Annotated in this window: 19 protein-coding genes; 12 read left to right on the forward strand and 7 right to left on the reverse strand. The window is 47.9% G+C overall.

Features of this window, described 5'->3' with window-relative positions:
• Nucleotides 1–81: 81 nt before the first annotated feature.
• Both ispG and CX664_RS18910 read right to left on the reverse strand, forming a co-directional pair.
• On the reverse strand, nucleotides 82–1,317 hold the full coding sequence (gene ispG, locus CX664_RS18905) for a flavodoxin-dependent (E)-4-hydroxy-3-methylbut-2-enyl-diphosphate synthase (RefSeq protein ID WP_101748237.1): 1,236 nt from the start codon (nucleotides 1,315–1,317) through the stop codon (nucleotides 82–84).
• A gap of 89 nt (nucleotides 1,318–1,406) precedes the next feature.
• Nucleotides 1,407–3,431, reverse strand: coding sequence for a transglycosylase SLT domain-containing protein (locus CX664_RS18910; protein WP_101748238.1), 2,025 nt, complete (start codon nucleotides 3,429–3,431; stop codon nucleotides 1,407–1,409).
• Nucleotides 3,432–3,740: 309 nt separating this feature from the next.
• Here CX664_RS18910 and CX664_RS18915 point away from each other — a divergent pair, with 309 nt between their 5' ends.
• Together CX664_RS18915 and CX664_RS18920 are read left to right on the forward strand one after the other, a co-directional pair.
• Entirely contained in the window at nucleotides 3,741–3,923 is a 183-nt protein-coding gene (locus tag CX664_RS18915) for a type II toxin-antitoxin system RelB/DinJ family antitoxin (RefSeq protein ID WP_101748239.1), read from the forward strand.
• Nucleotides 3,923–4,237, forward strand: a complete 315-nt coding sequence (locus CX664_RS18920; protein WP_101748240.1) for a Rieske (2Fe-2S) protein — start codon at nucleotides 3,923–3,925, stop codon at nucleotides 4,235–4,237. Before CX664_RS18915 ends, CX664_RS18920 begins: the two co-directional genes overlap by 1 nt.
• A gap of 128 nt (nucleotides 4,238–4,365) precedes the next feature.
• On the opposite strand, the gene CX664_RS18925 is transcribed toward CX664_RS18920, so the two are convergent.
• A complete protein-coding gene (locus CX664_RS18925; RefSeq protein WP_146000152.1) occupies nucleotides 4,366–4,863 on the reverse strand; it encodes a hypothetical protein in 498 nt (165 codons plus the stop codon).
• A gap of 113 nt (nucleotides 4,864–4,976) precedes the next feature.
• Between CX664_RS18925 and CX664_RS18930 the strand changes: the two genes are divergently transcribed.
• Both CX664_RS18930 and CX664_RS18935 read left to right on the forward strand, forming a co-directional pair.
• Nucleotides 4,977–5,585 carry a KpsF/GutQ family sugar-phosphate isomerase gene (locus CX664_RS18930; protein ID WP_101748242.1) on the forward strand — a complete coding sequence of 203 codons (609 nt, stop codon included), beginning with the start codon at nucleotides 4,977–4,979 and terminating at the stop codon, nucleotides 5,583–5,585.
• Between the two features lie 6 nt (nucleotides 5,586–5,591).
• Nucleotides 5,592–6,044, forward strand: a complete 453-nt coding sequence (locus CX664_RS18935) for an Lrp/AsnC ligand binding domain-containing protein (protein ID WP_101748243.1) — start codon at nucleotides 5,592–5,594, stop codon at nucleotides 6,042–6,044.
• Nucleotides 6,045–6,085: 41 nt separating this feature from the next.
• Here the strand turns inward: CX664_RS18935 and CX664_RS18940 are convergent, their stop codons facing one another.
• Both CX664_RS18940 and CX664_RS18945 read right to left on the reverse strand, forming a co-directional pair.
• Nucleotides 6,086–6,478 carry a hypothetical protein gene (locus CX664_RS18940; RefSeq protein ID WP_101748244.1) on the reverse strand — a complete coding sequence of 131 codons (393 nt, stop codon included), beginning with the start codon at nucleotides 6,476–6,478 and terminating at the stop codon, nucleotides 6,086–6,088.
• Nucleotides 6,479–6,720: 242 nt separating this feature from the next.
• Nucleotides 6,721–7,155 carry a hypothetical protein gene (locus tag CX664_RS18945; protein ID WP_146000153.1) on the reverse strand — a complete coding sequence of 145 codons (435 nt, stop codon included), beginning with the start codon at nucleotides 7,153–7,155 and terminating at the stop codon, nucleotides 6,721–6,723.
• 258 nt (nucleotides 7,156–7,413) lie between these two features.
• On the opposite strand from CX664_RS18945, the gene CX664_RS18950 reads away from it, so the two are divergent.
• The gene (locus CX664_RS18950; RefSeq protein ID WP_146000154.1) at nucleotides 7,414–9,615 is read left to right on the forward strand and encodes a hypothetical protein; all 2,202 of its coding nucleotides are present in this window, start codon (nucleotides 7,414–7,416) and stop codon (nucleotides 9,613–9,615) included.
• A gap of 258 nt (nucleotides 9,616–9,873) precedes the next feature.
• On the opposite strand, the gene CX664_RS26580 is transcribed toward CX664_RS18950, so the two are convergent.
• Nucleotides 9,874–10,050 carry a hypothetical protein gene (locus CX664_RS26580; protein ID WP_163372011.1) on the reverse strand — a complete coding sequence of 59 codons (177 nt, stop codon included), beginning with the start codon at nucleotides 10,048–10,050 and terminating at the stop codon, nucleotides 9,874–9,876.
• Between the two features lie 28 nt (nucleotides 10,051–10,078).
• Between CX664_RS26580 and CX664_RS18955 the strand changes: the two genes are divergently transcribed.
• The 7 genes from CX664_RS18955 (at nucleotide 10,079) to CX664_RS18985 (ending at nucleotide 19,442) form a co-directional block, all read left to right on the forward strand.
• On the forward strand, nucleotides 10,079–11,527 hold the full coding sequence (locus CX664_RS18955) for a YcjX family protein (RefSeq protein ID WP_101748247.1): 1,449 nt from the start codon (nucleotides 10,079–10,081) through the stop codon (nucleotides 11,525–11,527).
• The gene (locus tag CX664_RS18960) at nucleotides 11,524–12,528 is read left to right on the forward strand and encodes a YcjF family protein (RefSeq protein ID WP_101748248.1); all 1,005 of its coding nucleotides are present in this window, start codon (nucleotides 11,524–11,526) and stop codon (nucleotides 12,526–12,528) included. Before CX664_RS18955 ends, CX664_RS18960 begins: the two co-directional genes overlap by 4 nt.
• A gap of 276 nt (nucleotides 12,529–12,804) precedes the next feature.
• Nucleotides 12,805–13,935 carry an alanine racemase gene (gene alr, locus CX664_RS18965; protein WP_101748249.1) on the forward strand — a complete coding sequence of 377 codons (1,131 nt, stop codon included), beginning with the start codon at nucleotides 12,805–12,807 and terminating at the stop codon, nucleotides 13,933–13,935.
• A gap of 85 nt (nucleotides 13,936–14,020) precedes the next feature.
• Complete coding sequence (locus CX664_RS18970) at nucleotides 14,021–14,887, forward strand: hypothetical protein (protein ID WP_101748250.1); 867 nt, start codon at nucleotides 14,021–14,023, stop codon at nucleotides 14,885–14,887.
• Between the two features lie 160 nt (nucleotides 14,888–15,047).
• Nucleotides 15,048–16,166, forward strand: coding sequence for a hypothetical protein (locus CX664_RS18975; RefSeq protein ID WP_101748251.1), 1,119 nt, complete (start codon nucleotides 15,048–15,050; stop codon nucleotides 16,164–16,166).
• Nucleotides 16,167–16,275: 109 nt separating this feature from the next.
• The gene (locus CX664_RS18980) at nucleotides 16,276–16,713 is read left to right on the forward strand and encodes a hypothetical protein (RefSeq protein ID WP_101748252.1); all 438 of its coding nucleotides are present in this window, start codon (nucleotides 16,276–16,278) and stop codon (nucleotides 16,711–16,713) included.
• A 305-nt stretch (nucleotides 16,714–17,018) separates the two neighbouring features.
• Entirely contained in the window at nucleotides 17,019–19,442 is a 2,424-nt protein-coding gene (locus CX664_RS18985; RefSeq protein WP_101748253.1) for a macro domain-containing protein, read from the forward strand.
• A gap of 129 nt (nucleotides 19,443–19,571) precedes the next feature.
• On the opposite strand, the gene CX664_RS18990 is transcribed toward CX664_RS18985, so the two are convergent.
• A complete protein-coding gene (locus CX664_RS18990; RefSeq protein ID WP_180966557.1) occupies nucleotides 19,572–20,375 on the reverse strand; it encodes an ABC transporter permease subunit in 804 nt (267 codons plus the stop codon).
• Nucleotides 20,376–20,396 lie beyond the last annotated feature (21 nt).

Raw genomic sequence — 20,396 nt, forward strand, 5'->3', positions numbered from 1 at the left:
ATGTCAATTTTGCTGATGGAAAAATGAAGAGAGGGTAGCACCGCCACAGTGTGGCGGTGCTGATTTATCAGTCTTTTATCATCAGTTGCTGGCGATCACCTGTTCCCGGGGAGCATAGGTTTTCTGAACGTACTCTTCGATCAGTTTCTTATAGTCTTCAGCGATATTCTCGCCTTTTAATGTGGTGAATTTCTCACCATCAACAAATACCGGGGCAGAAGGTGCCTCACCGGTACCGGGCAGACTGATACCAATGTTGGCATGCTTGCTTTCCCCAGGACCATTAACCACACAGCCCATCACGGCAACTTTCATATTTTCCACACCGACATACTGGTGGCGCCAGTTCACCATTTTACTGCGCAGGAAACCGTCCACTTCATCGGTCAGAACCCGGAAGAACGTACTGGTGGTACGACCACAGCCAGGACAGGCGGTTACTTCCGGAGCAAAACTGCGAACATCCAGGGCCTGAAGGATCTGCTGTGAGACAATCACCTCTTTATCGCGGGAGGCTCCGGGCTCTGGCGTCAGGGAAGTGCGGATAGTGTTGCCAATACCATGCTGCAGAAGAATGCCCATGGCGACACTGGATGCCACAATGCCCTTGCTGCCCATACCGGCTTCGGTCAATCCGAGGTGCAGAGCGTATTCACACCGATCAGCCAGCATCTGGTAGACGCTGATCAGATCCTGTACCCGGGAGACCTTACAGGAGATAACGATTTTGTTGGCACCGAGACCACGCTTAACCGCAGCATCGGCACTGGTCAGGGAAGAAAGGACCAATGCTTCATGGAGGATTTCCTGGGAAGACTTCGGGTTGGCGGATCGGGCATTTTCATCCATCAGCTGGGTAGAGAGCTCTTTGTCGAGGCTGCCCCAGTTAACGCCGATACGCACCGGTTTATCGTATTTGATGGCGACATCAATCATGGCATTAAAGCGGTCATCCTTCTTATCGCCAAAGCCGACATTACCAGGGTTAATTCTGTACTTGTGCAGCAGCCTGGCGGTTTCATCGTACTTGGTCAGCAGGAGGTGACCGTTGTAATGGAAGTCCCCGACAATGGGTACATTGCAGTTGTGTTTGGCCAGCCCTTCATAGATTGCCGGAATAGCGGCCGCTGCTTCCTCTGAATTCACCGTTACGCGAACGATTTCAGAGCCTGCATCCGCCAGCAGGCGAATCTGGTCAATGGTTTTCTGGACATCCGCAGTATCGGTGTCCGTCATTGACTGAACCACAATGGGAGCATCACCGCCAATGGTGACGTGTCCAACCTGAACAGCATGGGTTTTATGACGCCTGTCCATAAACGTTGTTCTCCAAATAATAAAAATTAGAACTAATCAGTGTATCAGAACCTGATGACTTTTCCTGAGCGGAAAACCGAAGCACCCTGTCATGGTTGCCCTTGCTCTCTCTGGGCAATAATCTTGGACTCCTGCAGGTTAAGACTGAGGGAGGCCATCTCCTGAGATGAGAGCATACGTGCAGGCTGGTCTTCCAGCAGACTGTAAATCACGCGATAAGCCATGACATTCTGGACGTACTTACGAGTTTCATCGTAGGGAATAGTCTCAATCCAGATATCCAGTGGCAGATGCCCTCTCTGCTTCAGCCAGCGTTTCACCGGAGTACTCCCAGCGTTGTAAGCCGCTGTTGCCAGAATTCGGCTATCTTCAAATCGTTTGGACAACCAGGCAAGGTGGGTAGTTCCAAGGGCGATGTTAATTTCTGGTTTAAACAGTTCTGACTTCTTTCTATAGGGTATTCCGGCCTGTTTAGCCGCCTGTTTCGCGGTTGTCGGCATCAACTGCATTAACCCCATGGCACCAGCGCTGGAGCGCGCCATGGGATGGAACGCACTTTCCTGACGGGCAATGGCCAAAACCCAGGGATAATCCAGTTTACGTTTTTCTGCCTGCGCACTGAAAATATCAGCGTCCGGTGTTGGGAAGCGGAGGCTAAGGTCGTCCCAGAGCGTTGCCCGGGCAGCGGCCATAATCGCCTGATGGTGCCATTCCCATTGATGGGCGAGATAGGGAATTAACTGTTGCTGGGTTTTATCCAGACTCGGGGTTATCCGGTTCAGTTCCATCTGGGCGTTATAAAAGCGCTTATGGTGCAGCCACTCACGAATACGTTTAAAGCCCGGGTAATATTGCTTGAGTCTGTGCAGATCCTGCTGGTGAATGGCTTTTTGCTGGTGGTTCAGTTGAAAGGGTTGTCCTTTCAGGTCTGCCACCAGAAAAGCGTAAAAGTTCCGTTCCTGGCCCAGCGCACTCAGTGTCGGTGTTTGCAGCAGCGTGGGTTTGCTCGGCAGAGGCATCCCGACCAGCTGATAGCTTGCCTCCTGAAACTTGAGCAGGGCGACTTCGTTCCAATAGCGCCAGCGGCTGCTGTTTCTGATAGCCGCTGGCAGATGTTCTAACAGTATCAGGACTCTTTCCCAGTCCTGGTCAGCCAGCGCCAGTCTGATTCGCCACTCGGTGACCTTTTGATAATGAAAATCGGGGTCAATGCTGGCAATAATTTCTTCGGCGTTGTCCACAAAGTTCTTGGCCGCTTTCATGGCGATCCGCTGGTCGACAGCGGATCGCTGCTTCGGGGAAAAAGGATAGCGGTTGCGCATTGCCAACCAGGTGCTGACGGCAAGGTCCAGATCTTTGGCAATCAGTTTTTTGATGCCATGAAGCATAATGATCCGCTGATGTTCCAGGTCACCATTGAAGCGGGCGGTATGAAGCAGTTCGGGGTGTTTGTTGACTTCCCAGAATAGCTCTGTCGATACCTTGAAAGACGTATCTTTAATGGACTTATTCAGGTAGCGGGCAAGGGACAGGTTGTTTTGCTCGGCAGCCATCCAGAAGCGAGCAATAATCAGGCTTTGTGTGAGTTCGCCAGAGGTTTTCCAGCTGTCGAATAACGGATCACAGGCCTTGTGTTGTGACTGGCCTTTCAGCCAGAGACTTTTTGCCTCCAGCCAGGCCTGTTCTGTCTGTCCCAGTGCTTGCAGGGCTACGCCTTTCAGGCACTGATAGCGGCCGCCGTCATCCTGCTGATAGGCTGCTAGATAGGATTGCCAGCGCTGGTTACTGGCCAGATGCCGCAGCCATTTGTACTGGAGCTGGCTGGTTTGCGGTAAATCGGGGTATTGGCTGGCAAACTGGTCAATATCGCTCTGGTTGATGCGATCAAGATCGTTGGTGAGGCTGAGGTACTCAAGGTAGGGAGCCAGAGGGTAATTACTGAGTTCAGATCGATAACTCTCGTAAAGTTTATGGTCCCCTGTCTTCAGTGCTTTTTCAACGCGCGTGAACAGCATCTGCTGACGTTCTGACTCGTTAGCCAGGCTGTATGTGGGGAACAGAAGTGATGTGGCCAATGAAAAAAAGAGTAAGCAATGAGATAACTTGTTCAACATAACAAAAGCTTCAATCTCTATGATCCCTGTTAGTGACTGCGTAAAACGTCCTGTTTTACTTTTGGTGTGATAAAAGCGCTGGCCGTGAGTCGCTCACCCTGCGAAAGCATTGACGGAAGTTTGGTGAAGCTCTCATGGCAACTCATCATACATTGTTATATTTTGTCAGCCTATAACAGTCAATCGGCAGATTGATAACAGGGTATAGCGCTTGCGCGTAAAGTAGAGCTTTCCCGCAGCATGGGATGTTTTTTATCATTTTTACTATTTACAGAAATATTCCAAAAAGATGCATGAGGTGCAGTGATTATGGCAAAAGAGACGACTGTACGGGCACGAATTGATGAGTCATTAAAGCAGGAGGCCGAAGACATTCTGCGCCAACTCGGGCTGACCACTTCCCAGGCCATTAATCTCTATTTCAGTCAGATTGTGTTGCAGCGAGGTATGCCTTTTGACGTTCGTCTGCCAGAAGAGGCCGAAAGCAAATAATGATTCGTTTGTGTTCTATCGATGAGCTTCAGAATCCCGGTAGCAAAGGCTTCTGTAATGAGCGTGGACATATCTTCGCAGTACGCAAAGGCGATCAGGTATACGTCTATGAAAACAGTTGCCCACATTTTGGGATTAACCTTGAATGGCAGCCGGATCAATTTCTGGATTCAGAGAAGCGGCTGATACAGTGCGCTACCCACGGTGCGCAGTTTCTGATTGAAACGGGGGAGTGTATTGCCGGGCCCTGTCCGGGGGATATGCTGACTGCCCTGGAATGTGAGGTTATTGAGGGTGTTGTCTACCTGAAATAATACCCACATTTCTACAGGTTCTGCCCGCCTCCCGCTACCCGTCAAGCAGGAACTGCATATCCTTTTGCGGGCAGCAGGCGGTACAAACAGTTGGATAATCCCACGCCCCCTGAGCTGAAGATCGGCAGCTACTCTTTCCAATTGTATTTGGTTATCCGCGCAATCTTCCTATGCGAACCGGGACCTATGTGCTCTACCATCTTTTCAATAACTTCAGCCTTATGAAGATAGGGTTTACATTGCGGCATGCTCATTTCACCTTGATTCTTCAAGAATTCCGCATGACATTCAGCTTCGGACTTATAAATCATTAATTCTTCTGGAAGATCAGCCCAGGGTTGTAAATAACTGTATGCAAGAACGCCAGCGTTCATTGCCAGTGTCGCCAGTGTTCTGGCCGACATGTTTCTGCCTTCCCGGATGCATTGCAACAGACTTAAGCTGATACCCACGGTACCGGAAAGAGCCATAACAGTCCGGGTTCGCCACCTGGTCAGATTGGAAGAGTCAGCTACACCAGTATTGAGACTGACGGCAGCTGTCAGACCAATCCCTGCCAAACCTGTTGCCATATTTCCAATATTCATGGTGACTCCAATTTCTGTTAAAAGAACCTGTTTGGACACTTGAATATATTGAAAGGTTCATTGATCCAAATGTTTTGCATCAATGCTCCTGATCAATTATCTATCACCATCTCTGTGTCAAACTGATGGAAAATGATTAGAAGAGATGGACCATGAATTTAGACCACAACCTGCTGGTTTCTGATGTCATGCGTAACAGTGTTGCCAGACAGATCGAAGCGCTCAAATCACTGGAAGCCAGAATCAATGGTAGCTTCACTGCTGCCCTGGAGCTGTTGGCTGAATGCCGTGGACGCGCCATCCTGTTTGGTATGAAGCAGTCTGGCCTGGTGGGGCAGAAAATCGCTGCAACGCTTGATGCCACAGGCTTGTCTACGCACATACTGAATGCCGCTGAAACCTGGGAAGACAATCTGAGTATGATTGGCCCCGGTGACGTTATTATCATGTTGTCGTACAGTGGCAGGACTGGGGAGCTGCTACGGCTTTATCCGGCAATTCGGCAAATGGGTAACAAAGTGATTGCCATTACCGGTGATCCGGCAGGGCCGGTTGCGGAGCAGGCGGATATCGTGCTGGATGCCAGTGTGGTTGAGAGCCGTGAAGACCGGGAGTCGGCCCCCACGACCTATACGACGGTTCTGCTGGCTATTGGTGACCTGTTGGCTGAAACCCTGATTCGTCGACGTCTGTTCAGTTCCCCCGAAGCGCAGCAAAGTGACCAGAATGTGGTGGGCCTGCTAACCAGTGACAGCATTTAAAACATTATGGATAAAATTGACCGCAACATATTACGGGAGTTGCAGGAGGATACGACTCCCTCGTTGGCTGAGCTGGCTGAAAAAGTCAGTTTGTCCCCAACGCCCTGCTGGAAGCGCATTAAGCGTCTGGAGGCAGAAGGCTATATCACCAGGCGTGTCGCCCTGGTCAATCCTGACAAGGTCGGGTTAGGGGTTTCTGTTTTTGTGCATGTTAAAACCCGTCATCACAACAGTGAATGGCTGGCGTCTTTTAGCAAGGTGGTGGCCAGCTTTCCGGAAATTGCTGAGTGCTATCGAATGAGTGGTGAATACGACTATTTGCTCAGGGTTGTCGTAAAAGATATTCAGTCATTTGATCGCTTCTATAAGGAGCTGGTCAACACCGTGGAGGGATTGACCGATGTAACCTCCAGTTTTGCCATGGAACAGATGAAGTTCACCACTGCGCTTCCTTTGTGAAGGGAGCAATACGGCTCCCACCATTACAATCTTCGCAGAGATCAGAATCGACAGGCGTTCACAGAGACGAGTTTACCAATCTCTAATACGGCATCGTCATAATGCAGGTTTGAATCATAAATCATGTTATCCAGTTGAACACGGTAATAACCGTTGCTCTGCTTAAAGAGACGGCAATGTGGCTGTTTCAAATCACTGGCTACATTGACTCTCAGGTTGTAATAGCCCCGACCAAAAAGTTCAACGAAGCTAATGAATCTGTTTTCCCCGGGCTTGAGCTGGATGGTATAGGTGGAATGAGCCACGGAATCTTCATAGCTGGGCGGTAAATCATTATGGTAAGCAGGTGGAGAAAGTTCAAAAGCCCCGGCTGATAGTACAGTCGTAAAAAGTATCAGGGAAAATAGCCTGAACGGTAAGTGGGTGAATTTCATGGAATCAGTCCTTGTAAATTATTCAAATAGCAAAAATTAAATGGTTTTCTGCAACATTGGACTGATAAATTGGGAAATAGTTCCTTATTAAGACATAAAGAGAATGTACGCAGAACCGAAATGGTTTTCCGAGCCAGTCAGATTCTTAATATCAGTAATTTAATCAATAGGTTATTGCGTCGTACTCCCTGGCCCTGTGATGAAGGGCCGGGTCAGGATTTTTTAAGCTGTGCCTATGGACATCAAAATGTACAGGAGTTCACCGATACGAGTTTGCCAATCAGTAAAATGGCATCATCGTAGCTGAGATTGGACTGATAAATGGTGTTGTCCAGTAATACCCGATAATTATCATCGTAGTCATGCTGCCTTAACAGGCGGCAATGAGGGATTCGTTCAGCTATGTCGTTATGGTAAAACGGATACCGCCTGGTTGGCTTGGTTCTATTAACCCTGTTAGTAGTAGCCACTTTGATTCTTATCGACGTATAGCCCTCACTGGAAAGACGAAAGATTTCACTCATATTGATTTCCCTGTCATCACCCGGTTTCAGGTGAATCGTATAGGTAGTGGCATCTTCATAGCTGGGCGGCATATCCAGATACTGGGCGGCGATTGAGAACTGTGCAATTGAACACAGTGATAGCGTCACTATAAATGTCAGTAAACGTTTCATGGGTAGCAGACCATTCATTAAATGAGATTGAATCAGCGGCCACCACAGCCGGGAATAGAATCCCGTATCACAGTTCAATTGACTTTTTATGCTGCAGCAGGAACGCCGTTAGAAAAGTAGACCATCTGGGGAGGATGTGTTTATTTGTTTCGGTTGATAGGTTTCCCAAGTTGATTGTCAGTATAACTTGCTGCCTTGTAAGGGCAGCGGGACGAGGGACGAGCTATAGTAAGGAATTTTTGTTAATCGGATATAGCCGTGAATTCGTCACTGTCTGTAAATGCCCTGACCAGGCGATCGATGAATGGAGGTGGCAAGCGACCTCCTGATTCTCCGGTTTATTCATCCATTCGGGCTATCGCAGTTCGCAAGCATTTATCCGGTTGTGCTAATGAGTCGCCCAAAAAAGACATTGATCTAACCCTGTTGGGTAAGAGGAAGGTTGATACTGCACAGAGCAGCCTGTCTGCGAAGCTGGGTGCCATTCCTGTTATCCGGGTGGGGCTTGCCGAGAGTCCCGGCCAGGGAGACCATACGGCTGCATTCAGTATCATCGAAGGGCTGGCTCACCTTGGCTTTAAAGGAAGGGTTGAGCTGGTTCTGAAATTTAATGGGGAGGATGAATGGCAGCGGATGAAGGATAAGCTCCGGTTATTCATGCCAGAATTTAACCCCGGGAATGATGGCGTACAGACTTTGCATTATTCTGGCCTGGTGTGTGAGTGTATTCCTTTTAAACAGTTGGCGGATCATTGCACTTGTAACCACAGACCTTTGGAGCAACCCCTTGGTTTCTGGGCCATGAACGGTAACCGCTCATGGTTGGTGTCAAAAGTGGCGATTGTTATCCCACCCTTCAAATGGAGCAACACGACGCCCAGAATCGAGCGGTGCAATGGCATGCATCAGAACCTGGACCTTCCGGCGCTGGCAAACTATCAGACCGCTTATTTACTGCAAAAACCGGATATCCCGACGCTAATGAAGGGCGACTCAAGAGCCGCCAGCCTGATAAAAATCCTGAGAGAGACGGAAGCCGGCAGAATTCATTTGCTGCCACTTTATGGTATTCACCATCATGCCCTGGAGCCTGCCCATGACCTGATTATCAGAAGATTGCTGTCAGGGGTCGTGAAAAGCCATACATCAGAGTTGGAGAAAACGGTTGTTTTGGTATTGAGTCCACTGGCAAGCCTTGAACGGCTCCGGGTATTACAAAAATCGTTGCAGGTGCCATTTTATGATTTGCAGAACAGGGAATGGGAGAACTCTGTTCATGAACCTGTCGAGCTTCTGTATTGTGGGCCGGTACCCAAACTATTATTTGAATGGATCAGCTGTGTTGATCGCCCCCTGATTCAGGAAGGGGCTAACAGCGCTACGTTTATGAATCTGCTGGGCAAGGCTTATCTGCCTTTGCGGCCAGATGGCGATACCCCTCTGCCTGAGCTGCCTGGCTCACCCCCAGCCAAACAGCAGTACACCCCTGCCATGCATAACCCTGTTGCCAGTGTTGAGCGAGCAAGAATTGAGCAGCTTGGCAGAAGCCTCACCCACGATTTGCAGGCATACAACTACTATTCTGTGGCGCTGGACCTGTGTAAAAAGCTAAGGCCATTGTTATCCCCGATAGCAACTCAGGATTTGGTGTCCGGGTTTGCAGGAATGGTTGGCGCCAATCATTTTGCTGAATCACACTTTCGTCCATGTCTCCTGGAAGCGATCACGTATAGCAGTGGGTTGTTGAGTGAAGACCAGCAGGAATGGCTGTCATGCCTCTCTCTGGCCAATAGCCTGTTACCCGGGGCGATTCCTGAAGCCCTTAAGGTAAAACTCATAGGGTGTGGCAAAGCGTTACGAAGAAACCACGTGAATTTAGAAAAGCTGATTGCTTATCGTACTTCAGGTTTACATATGCCCGATCTCAGATCGCAACTTGCCCCCCTGTCTTTCAGACGTTTTGACGTTTTCAGGGCAACGACTGTGGAGTGTCCTGTGAGTACCGAAGATGCTGGACGCAATATAGATGTGAATGAATTGGTTGGTGACATTTGTGATAATTTTTCACTCTTGATCCCCACTTTATTTCATATCCTCAGGGCGGATTTTTCGGGTGATGCCCTACTGGCGTCATTGTTCAGGGATGGGGATGGTCAGCAAAGTCTGCTGGATAAAATTATTGGGCAATTGTTTTATGGGAACATGACTTCTGATGCAGAGATAAGATCGCTTCTTGAGCCAAAGGCAGGCAGTCCTGATGATGACCTGGCGTTGTTTTTGCGCGGTGAGTTTGGCGGGACTTTCTTCCAACAGGTGCGTGAGCTGATGATGGAATCCAAAAATAATGCAATTTATTGCGGCCTGGCCAAGTTGACCGGAAAAGACTGGAATCTGATATTATCCGAAGGTATTTCTACAATGAGAGTAGTTCATAGTTTTGATTCAGCCATTCAACGGTAATAAGTAGTTAACCAAATGAAATCATATATTTCTGACTAAGTGGGCAGTCACTCTGCGGCGTTGCAACTCCGGTCACATAGCTACGGCTATGCTCCCTACGTTGCGCCTTGCATAGTAACTGCCCACTTAGCCAGAAATATACGATTCCATTTGGCCAACTACTTAAGGAGTTCGTTCGGATCTATATCTGAACAGTAAAAAAAGTCAGCTTCAAACAGGATATGCAACAAATTTCCACCGGTCGCAGGATTTATTTTTTCAGGCCAGAAGTGAATCCGGATATCCAGATTTTCCCCCTGATTGGGTGGGGCGGGTAACAATGAACAGGCTTTTAATCTGAACATCACTGAGATTATTTAACTGGGCCTCAATGTTCCGGGTGTTTTGTTTCGCCAGGGCATGATAGATGCGCTCGAAATGATCACTCCATGGCATTTAGACTCTTAAAATCGAGAATGGTTCAATGAAACCAATAAAGACCAAGGTCAAGCAGTCTTTGCTGATTGGGCAGGATAAAGCGATGGATCTTGCCAGGTCAGCAGCCAGTTCCCTGGAAAATAGCGTCGACCGGCTGCTTAACCGGCGAATGACACTGGGAGTGACCGGCTTCAGTGGCAGTGGCAAAACCACCCTGATCACCAGTCTTATTCATCAGTTACAGCACTATCCTGATGCCCTTCTGGCTGCCTTCCCCCCGGTTCTGCAAGATCGTTTATTGGGGGTAGAGCTGTCCGCTCTGAATGGTGTCACACTGTTTCCTTATCAGCGGGGTATTGACGCTTTATCAAGAGAGCGGTGGCCGGAAGCGACAAGGGATGAGTCTGGCTGCCTTCTGGAGATCAAGTTCCGTCAGCCACCCGGGTTATTGCGCCGGGGAAAAACGGGGATCAGTCGTCTTTATCTGGAGATTCGTGACTATCCGGGGGAGTGGCTGCTGGATCTGCCGCTACTGGCCATGGATTACCGTGCCTGGTGTGGGCAATGTCACGCCCTTTTTGACAGTGCCATGCGCCGGTCTATTGGCCGGAGTTTTATCGAAAAGCTGAAGTCCATTAATCCTCTGGAGACCATTTCCGAGCTGGAACTGCAAGTATTGTGGCAGGAACAACTGACCTTTCTCAAGGCTTGTCAGCAGGCGGGCTTGACCATGATTCAACCCGGGCGCTGGCTGCATGCCGCACCTTCAGATGATGAGAGTAAACTGCCGTTTATCCCCCTGCTTGCCATCACTGGCTGTTCAGAAGATCAGTTGGAGAAAGCAGTGGAGGGCTCCTTATTCAAAGTGTGTGAAAGACATTATCAGCGTTACCTGGAAACCCGGGTCAAACCCTTCTATCAAAATACTTTTCAGAAGGTGGATCGACAGCTGGTGCTGGTGGATGTGCTCAAGTCGTTGAACCGTGGCCAGGAAGCGTTTGATGATCTTCGCTTCTCGTTGACTCAGGTACTGCAAAGTTTCGATTATGGGCGCAACAGCCTGCTCAGACGATTAATTCAGCCACGCATTGACCGGGTCGTTTTTGCCGCCAGTAAAATTGATCAGGTGCTGCCTGAGCAGCATGAAGCCGTGAGAGGGTTGACGGCAAACCTGGTTCAGGAGGCCAGGCGCAGAGCGGCGTTTAATGCGACGGATGTCCGCTGTGAAGCGGTTGCCGCCGTTCGCTCAACGACATATGTCGATTACCAGGGGCACCAGGCTCTGCAGGGGATGACGGAGCAGGGGCCGGGAGTGCTACTGCACCCGGATATTCCGGAACAGATTCCGGCACTGGATGACTGGCAGGCTCTGGGCCAGTGGCAATTGCGCCGGTTGATGCCGCCCGGTGGGCTGCAGCTGGTCGCAGGTGGCCGATTACCCCATATCCGTCTGGATAGCATTCTTAATGATCTGCTGGGAGACCGGTTTTCATGACCCGACATCACGATCCGTACTTTATTCCTCTGGAACCCGAGCAACCCCTGGAGACTCCGGAGTCCATCAGTGATGGTTTCCGGGATCCGGTGTTACAGGGACCTGAACTGGCTGCCAAACCACTGCGCTTTATCCGGTCAGCATGTTACGGGCTGCTGACCCTGCTGTTGATATTGGTGCTTTGGCAAACGGTGGAACTGGGCCTTTTTCTCTATCAACTGCATTGGTCTTTGGCCTTAGCGTTTGCCTTGCTTTTTCTGGCCCTGGCGGTCACTGTCGTTAAAGCCGTGGTGGAGTTTTTCCTGTATCAACGGGACTTCCGACAGATTACCGAACTACAGGCGCAGGCTGCACAGTTTCGAGACCAGAGAACGACCGTATTAACCAGCCAATGGACCGGGCAGTTGAGTAAGCTCTATCAGGGTAAGCCCCAGCAGTTGCTGCTGGAACAAGTGTGGTCTGAGATGCCGGATTACAGCGATGACCGCGAGCTGCTGGCTTACCTGGATAGCCATTTTTTCCAGACACTGGACCAGCGGGCACTTGCCTGTATTTCACAACATAGCCAGCAAGTTGCTTTGATGGTGGCTCTCAGCCCATTTGCCGCCGTTGATATGCTGCTGTCGGTCTGGCGCAGTATCCGGATGCTTGATGAGATCTGTCAGGTATACGGTGTCAGGCCTTCATTGCCTGCCCGTAGCCACCTGTTAACCATGGTTCTGGAACAAATGGTGCTGGCTGGTGCGACAGAACTGCTGTCTGATCAGCTCTCAGACTTTACTTCCAACCGGTTGCTTGGCGTGGTCAGCTCCCAGGCCGCCAGCGGGGTTGGTGTCGGTATCTATTCCGCCCGCATAGGGCTCAGGGCCATGGCACTCTGTCGTCCAATTCCTTATGCTGATGGTCAGAAACCGGGTATTGGTCGTTTAGCCAGAAGTATTCTCGCTGCCATGGATGCCCGGTTTCGGACTATGGCTGATCCCGGAAAAAAAGCAGAATAGTCTTATTCCCGCCTCATTGAAGGAGCACCTGCAGCGACAGGTTGCTCCTTAATCTCTATTTCCATTGACGTCTGCATTTTCACTGAGAAACTGACTCTATTTAGTGGACTCTTACGGTCTATTAAAGATTAAAAAGCAATCAAAGCTATGGATAAATACGATCAAAGGGTATTATTTATTCAATATAATGATTTCGATAAACACATAAAGAGCTGTTAGTTATTAATTGATAGGATGCTGCCCTTTACTGGCATTTCCGGGGGAGTCTCAAAAGGCATGGGCCGACCAGCAACAGCAAAGATAAACCTTGATGCACTGCGTCATAATTATCGTATTATCCAACAACTGTCTGCCAGGGGCACTGGTAATGGTCAGGTGATGGCGGTGGTCAAGGCGGACGCCTATGGCCATGGTGCAACAGCCTGTGCAACCGCGCTGGCGGATATTGCCAGTGGGTTTGCCGTTGCCTTTATTGAGGAAGCCCTGGAACTTCGTGCTGCTGGCATCAAACAACCCATACTGCTGCTGGAAGGTTTCTTTGAACCTTCAGAACTGGAAATGATTGACCAGTATCGTTTGGATACGGTGATCCATCATCAGTATCAGATTGATGCATTAGTCGCCCACCGTCCCAAACATCCGGTAAGGCTGTGGCTGAAAATGGATTCCGGTATGGGGCGGGTTGGTTTTGCTCCTGATGAGTACCGCAAAGTCTGGGAGCAACTCAATGATCTCCCTTTTGTCAAAGACATTGTGTTGATGAGTCATTTCGCCTGTGCCGACGAGCCGGACAGTGACCATGCACAACAGCAGCTGACAACGTTCAATACTTATACCCATGGCCTGCCTGGTGAGCGCAGTTTTTGTAACTCTGCCGGGCTGGTTGCCCTGAAAGAAGTGCAGAGCGAATGGAATCGTCCTGGTCTGTTGCTGTATGGGGTTTCTCCATTTGCGCAAATTCATGATATCCAGCAAACAATAAAACCGGTGATGGAACTGAGTTCAGCCATCATCAGCATCAAAACCATTCCCGCCGGGAGTTCCGTGGGTTATGGCAGTCAGTGGATTGCCCGGAGAACCACCCGGATCGGTGTGGTGGCTATCGGCTATGCAGATGGTTACCCCCGCCATGCCGCCAATGGCACACCGGTGTATATTAATGGCTGTCGTGTACCGCTGGTGGGCAGAGTATCCATGGACATGCTGACGGTGGACTTAACCGATTTGCCCGGTGTGCAGATAGGGGACCGTGCCATCCTGTGGGGAGATGACTTGCCCATTAATGAGGTGGCAAAGGGTGCAGGTACTATTCCTTATCAGCTGCTTTGCAATTTGAACCGTGTTCCTGTGCTATATCACGGCATTCTCATCCCAGAGCAACTGGATTTTGATCAAATGGAGATCTGATACCAATGCTATTTGCAAATTTCTGAAGAGGAACTTTTTCCCAAACCTATGCTCTGAAGGAAGGGAAAAAAGTAAAGGCATAATCATGAACGCTGCAAATGCTATTATTGATCGGTTTGTCAGTTTTTCCGATTATCAAAGGTCAAGTGAATTTGTAAAAAATCCAACAGCCAATATATTCAGTCCGTTACGAAAGGTAAGTTCAGAGCCTGCAAGAAATAATTATTTACCATTGAATCACGACTTAAAATTTGAAATTGCCAGATATCTTAATTTGAAGGACTTTATCACCTTTAGCTCAATCAATGTTGATAATTATTTTTCGCTTAGATCGGACGACCTTTTGGTAAGAAGAGTTCTTGAAAATGAACCGCCGGTAGTATTATTTGAAAGACTCAATGATTTGAAACAAAAAGCACGACAATATCCCTTCGAAATTAATGGGCCAATTGAATTGAATGAAAATCATGACGCAATAATACCGCCTGTGGCCATATCTCCCGGGCCTGCACGACTTCTCTTAAAGAAAGATCCTGTATACTATAAATATCAATCAGCTAATTTTGTTAAATTATTTCAATGTCTATGTACGCTTGCCAATGATGATTCAACGGATGTCTTTTTTAGAGCACATATTTGTTCGTTAACAATAGATATTAATAACAGAATGAGTTTAAAATACGGTAAAAATACTGAAGGTGCTTCACTTCTTGCGTTATATTTTATAGAGATTGCATCACAAGTAAACCAACTTCTAAGTATTGAAGAAAAAGATAAGAAGCTACATACCTTAGCCAATATGATTGAAAACAATGAACTTATAAGCTGGAAGCTAAGTGAAGTTTATTATTTTAAATTAATATTAAGAAATAAAAATGAGTTCGATTGGGACAAGTTTATTGATTCTCTGCGACTAAAGAAAAATAAAAAACTGGAACTTTCCGATCTTTAGGCTGTCCACGATTTACCTTTGCGTGAGCTCATGGTATCCAGCAAAAAATAAAACCGGTGATGAAGTGGGGGTTTGACTCAGGATTTTTATTGATCAATCCGAAGCGGAACTTTTTCCCAATCTGATGATCTAAATATGGAATTGCAGAATTGTGGGCATAATGATGAATTCTGAAAATGCCATTGTTAATAGTTTTGCCAATATTTCTGATTATCAAAGATCAAGTGAATTTGTAAAAAATCCAACAGCCAATATATTCACCCCGTTACGAAAGGTGACTTCAGAGCCTGCAGAAAACAATTTTTTACCATTATCCCAGGAATTAAAATTTGAAATTACCCAATATCTTAATTTGAAGGACTTTCTCGCCTTCAGCTCAATCAATGTGGATAATTACGTTTCTCTTAGATCGGATGATCTTTTAGTAAAAATGGCTTTTAAAAATAACCCAAAAGTAAGAATGCTTGAAAGGCTTAAGGATTTAAAACAAAAAGCAGAAAAATACCCTTTTGATATTAATGAAAAAATTAAAACTGATCAGTCTCTTAATGTAATCATACCATCTATTGCCCTATCTCCGGGTCCGGCAAGACTTATCATAAATGATATTTTTGGCATTAATGACCATCAACCATACGATTTTGTTAAATTATTTCAACAACTATGCATGCTCGCCAGGGGTGATTCATCGGTAACTGAGCAAAAACGACCGGGAAATTCTACAGATGATCCTCTGCAGCCTGATAGCGTTGCTGAAGTGATGACAGAAATTGAGGTTTTGTCAGTCAACAATGAGCAGTTAGATTCTACATGCAATCCGCTGCAGCCCGGTAAAATTGCTGAAATGATGACAGAAACAGAGGTTTTGGCAGTCAAAAATGAGCAGTTAGATTCTACATGCAATCCGCTACAGCCCGGTAAAATTGCTGAAGTGATGACAGAAGCTGAGGTTTTGGCAGTCAAAAATGAGCAGTTAGATCCAGCGGATGTCTTGTTTACAGCACATATTTGTTCTTTAGCGATAGATATTAATAACAGAATGAGTTTAAAAGGTGAGAAATATGCCACAACATTTGCTTTGTCTTTTTTAAACATTGCATTACAGGTTAAGCAAGTAATAAAAACTGAAGATAAAGCTGACAAAGTGGATTCATTAGCCAATATGATTGAAAATAATAGGATTCACCCGGGCAGAATGAGAAAGGCACATTTTAATCGAGCATTAATTAATAAAGATGATTTTGATTGGGACACATTTATTAATGGTTTGACTAAATAGTGAACCAATTCGGAACTTTTCGATCTCAAGGCTGTCCACGCACTGCTTTTTGCAAAAAGTCAGATGACCAATTCTCAAGACTGGCTACGCCTGTCACGGGAACTTACTGGTGAAATCACGAGGTGACCGGTCAGTGAACGGTGTTTCCGGAGGTATCGTATATCCACAGGCTGCTCAACCCAACGGGGTCAACGAATTTGCGTCTGGCTCACCTGAAGATCCAGCTAGCCTGGCTGCGAGAGTGTCGGCATTTGGACGGCGTTGTTGTCTGAATTCTACTGTCGGGTTATTGGGTGGATATGTTCTGCTGGTTGGTGGTGGTGTAGGCGGTGGTTTTCTCTATTCCCATTCCCGGGGGCTGGAGGCGAATGAGGTTGATACACAGGTTAATGTCATCTACGGTGCCCTGACCGGTTTAATGGTCTATGCCGCAGGAGTGTGTTGTGTATATGCCTGTAAAAAGGCTATCGGTGCAAGGTCTGTTGAGTCTGTTCAGGAACCTTTACCGCTGACGCTGATGGATCAAAATGGCTCTCGCAGCAGTTGATACACAGGCCATTTTCAGAAACGGAGCTGAGGTGTGAAGACACCACCCTTCGACTCCGCTTGTGGTGGAGGATATGGTCTTAGTGCGTGCCTGCCCGGTTTGTGGTGAACCCACGTCTTGTTCTCCCTGTTTCTGGCCAGCATGTCAATGTTGCAGAAAGCTAAAGGAGTCGCGTGAGAGAAAACGCTTGCTAATTTTGGAACTATATTGCCGATTTTCAGTCTAATTCGATTATTGGGGCTACATTTGCCTTTATTTGATTGCACAAATAGATATCAATTTCACGATAATTTAAGGAGGCTGAAATGGAAGGTGCCATTGGAACATTCTGTGATCGGGTATTGAGACACGGTCCTCTTAATATGGAGGAATGTGGTATTAATGAAGAATTGAAACAGCCGGTCTTTGGGCGAGCGGTTCGTAAAATTGATAATGATTGCCTGCTTAAACAACTGGAAAAGTATCCATCCCTTAGGCATATAGTTGGCAAAAGTGTTGTCCAACCAAAGGATGTGTCACAACATTATTTCAATCTGGTTAATGAGACTGAACAAACATTGCCTGGCAAGGTAACACTGGTTACTTGTAATGAGGGATTATTGACATGGGTAAAGCGTAAAGATGACATTGTCTCCTATGGGATAGTTAACTCTGTGGACGCGAACATGCAATTTCATAGAGGTATTGCAAAGGTTATCAAAGAAAGTTTTGGTGGCAACAATAGTAACTATGTTCAGGTGTCTCAGCAGCCCGGGAATCTTATCAGACACGGTGAATGTTTTACTTATGACTGTACTCGTGGCCACAAACCACCTGAATTCAAAAATTGCCGGACAGTTCACAATGTGTTGGTTCCTTTAGCGAATGATGGGAAGTTTGCAGAAAAGCTTGAAAAAACGTTTTTTGAGTTATTTAAAGCGGCTGAAACCAATCAACTACGTCGGATTTACTGCCCTCTGCTCAGCTGTGGTCTTGCGGGTGGCACAGGAAAAGATTTGGCAGAAGCGATTTCGAAAGCCAAAAAAAAATTTGAATCAACAGGCAGGCAAGCACCACGACTGATTCTGGTGGGCAGGTCTTCTGAAGCCAGTGACCGGGCCGCTTGCCAAGACTTTGCCAGTCGCTGGGATGTGCTGGCTCAACGCAATTCTGCAACAGGTTCACCGAGTGTAACAACGCCCGCTGCAATGGGCAGCTCCGGGGCTGTGGCCACGGCAATTAACACGACAGCAAGCACAAGCCGTGCTGACAGTGCATCGACAGAGCTGATTCCTAAACAGCTGGTGATAGCAATGCACCCTGATAAGGGCATGTTTGGTTGTGCCAGAGAACTCTCGAGACAAGGAAAACCATTCGATCTGGTCAATGCTGCAAATAGTGAAATGAAACATACTGGCGGTATCGCAGGACAATTTGCACATGATCTTGGCGCTCAATTTAACCACGATACCAGTATTCATAAGGTTGGAACTGGCGAGTGTTATACCACCGGGCCCTATGGATATGCCACTGATTCCACCCGTGGTTTGCGCCATTGCCAGCATATTCATAACGTGGTTGCCCCAAATAAGAAAGATTATGATTTTAGTGTTAACAGTTCTGGTGCAGGGGTAAAAAAATATCAGCACGATTTCACCAATGCTTTTGTTTCACTGCTCCTTGGAGCCAGTAACAATGGCAGCAATACCATTGTCAGTTGTTTTATAGGCTGTGCTATTTTTGGTGGTAGTGGTAAGGATATGGCCCGGGCGCTCCATGCGGCTTATCAGGATCCTCGTATACAGAAATTACCAACAGTACCCAAGTTAATACTCGTGGGTTGGGATAATAGAAATAATAAGGATAAGGAAGTACACGACGAGTTTATTCGAGTTTTCAAGAGCCTGAACGCGGCTGATCCGGTACATTTACCCTCGGGGATAACACCTGTCGGTACCCACCCGGCAGGTGTTTCAGGCACTATGCTTGCTGTAGGACATGGTGCAATCCCTAAGAAAACCGCCTCTTATTTCCAGGCAGCTCAATCGGGAACTGCCAGATCTGAACCAGCAGTTCCCTCCAGGTCAAGGCCTCAATCCCGGGTTTCAACGCCAGCCGATTCGCCCATACCAGAAGACTTTGCCAGACTGTTTAGTCGTCCAGATGGGGTACTTGGCTTTGCTCAGCAAAAGTATGGCGATCGTAGTTCATTCTCACTGGTAAATGCCGTGCAGAGACCTGGTAATGTGCTGAATACTGAGGTGGCGCTCTACGGGGGGGCCAGAGGTGGGTATATCGAGCATATGATCATGGATGGCGGTCAGGCTACCTTTAATAGCAAGGGATACTATCAATGTCAGGCATGGCTTTATAAAAAGACTGCAGGCTTTAAAGGCTGCCAGAAAATTCATTCGGTGCTCTTTCCAAAAATAACGGATATAAGTGGGTTTTCGCAGCAGCTGATAACGTTAATCATCAACGCTGCTCCGGGAGAAAGGCTGGTGTTCCCACTGTATGAGCTTGGAGGGGCTACAGATAGTGAACTCAAAGCTGTTCTGAAGCAGGTTTATTCAGATCCTCAGGTATCATCAATGGCCAGGCGAAGGGTGCTGCCAAAACTCTATTTTGTCGGTAAAAAAGACGAGGCATCGTTGATGCCGGGTGATGCTATTGCACAAACGACAACGGGTTCGGACAGAAGCCATTCAGGGAACAGGCGTTCCTTATCGCACGAGCTTGATCCAGACTGAGGTCTCAGGCTTTTGGAGTGAGGACGTCAAGTAGAAATGCATGTCGTGACAATCCCGGAGCATCCGGGTCTGGTAAAAGTTGAGGAAAAAATTAAAAAGCCGGAGTAGATCCGGCTTCTGATTATCATGCTAACTGGTGCCAAACCTTTCCAGGCTGGCCCTTCTTTCCCTTTCTGAGCGGCGCATAAACCACCAGCCAAACAGGGCTGCCAGAGAGACCACCAGAATAATCAGCGTCGCCATGGCGTTAATTTTTGGTGAGATCCCCAGGCGCACCGAAGAAAATACCACCATTGGCAGAGTGGTCGAGCCCGGGCCGGAGACAAAGCTGGCAATCACCAGATCATCCAGAGACAGGGTGAACGCCAGTAACCAGCCAGCGGCTAACGATGGGGCAATGGTCGGAATCGTGACCAGAAAGAACGTCCGCAGTGGTGTTGCACCGAGATCCATCGCCGCCTCTTCAATCGAGCGATCCACCTCCCGCAACCTGGCGCTAACGACAACAGCCACATAAGCGGTGGAGAAGGTGACGTGGGCGATCCAGATGGTCAGCATGCCTCGTTCCATGGGCCAGCCGATCAGGTCGGCCATGGTGACAAACAGCAGCAGCAGCGACAGTCCGGTAATCACATCGGGCATCACCAGGGGAGCCGTCAACATGCTGTTGAAGGGGGTTCTGCCACGGAATTTGCCAAAGCGGTCAAGGGCAAAGGCCGACACCGTGCCCAGAATGACCGCCATGGACGCGTTATAGAAAGCAATTCTCAGGCTGATCCATACCGCGCCCATCAGTTGTTCATCCTGAAACAGCTCCACGTACCATTTGGTTGAGAAGCCGGCCCAGACAGTCACCAGTCGTGAAGCGTTAAAGGAGTAAAACACAAGGATCAACATGGGCAGATAGAGGAAGATCAGCCCAAGTATCAGCATGATGCTGGAAAAGCCCGGTGT

It is taken from the genome of Endozoicomonas acroporae (genome assembly GCF_002864045.1).
GTDB lineage: Bacteria > Pseudomonadota > Gammaproteobacteria > Pseudomonadales > Endozoicomonadaceae > Endozoicomonas > Endozoicomonas acroporae.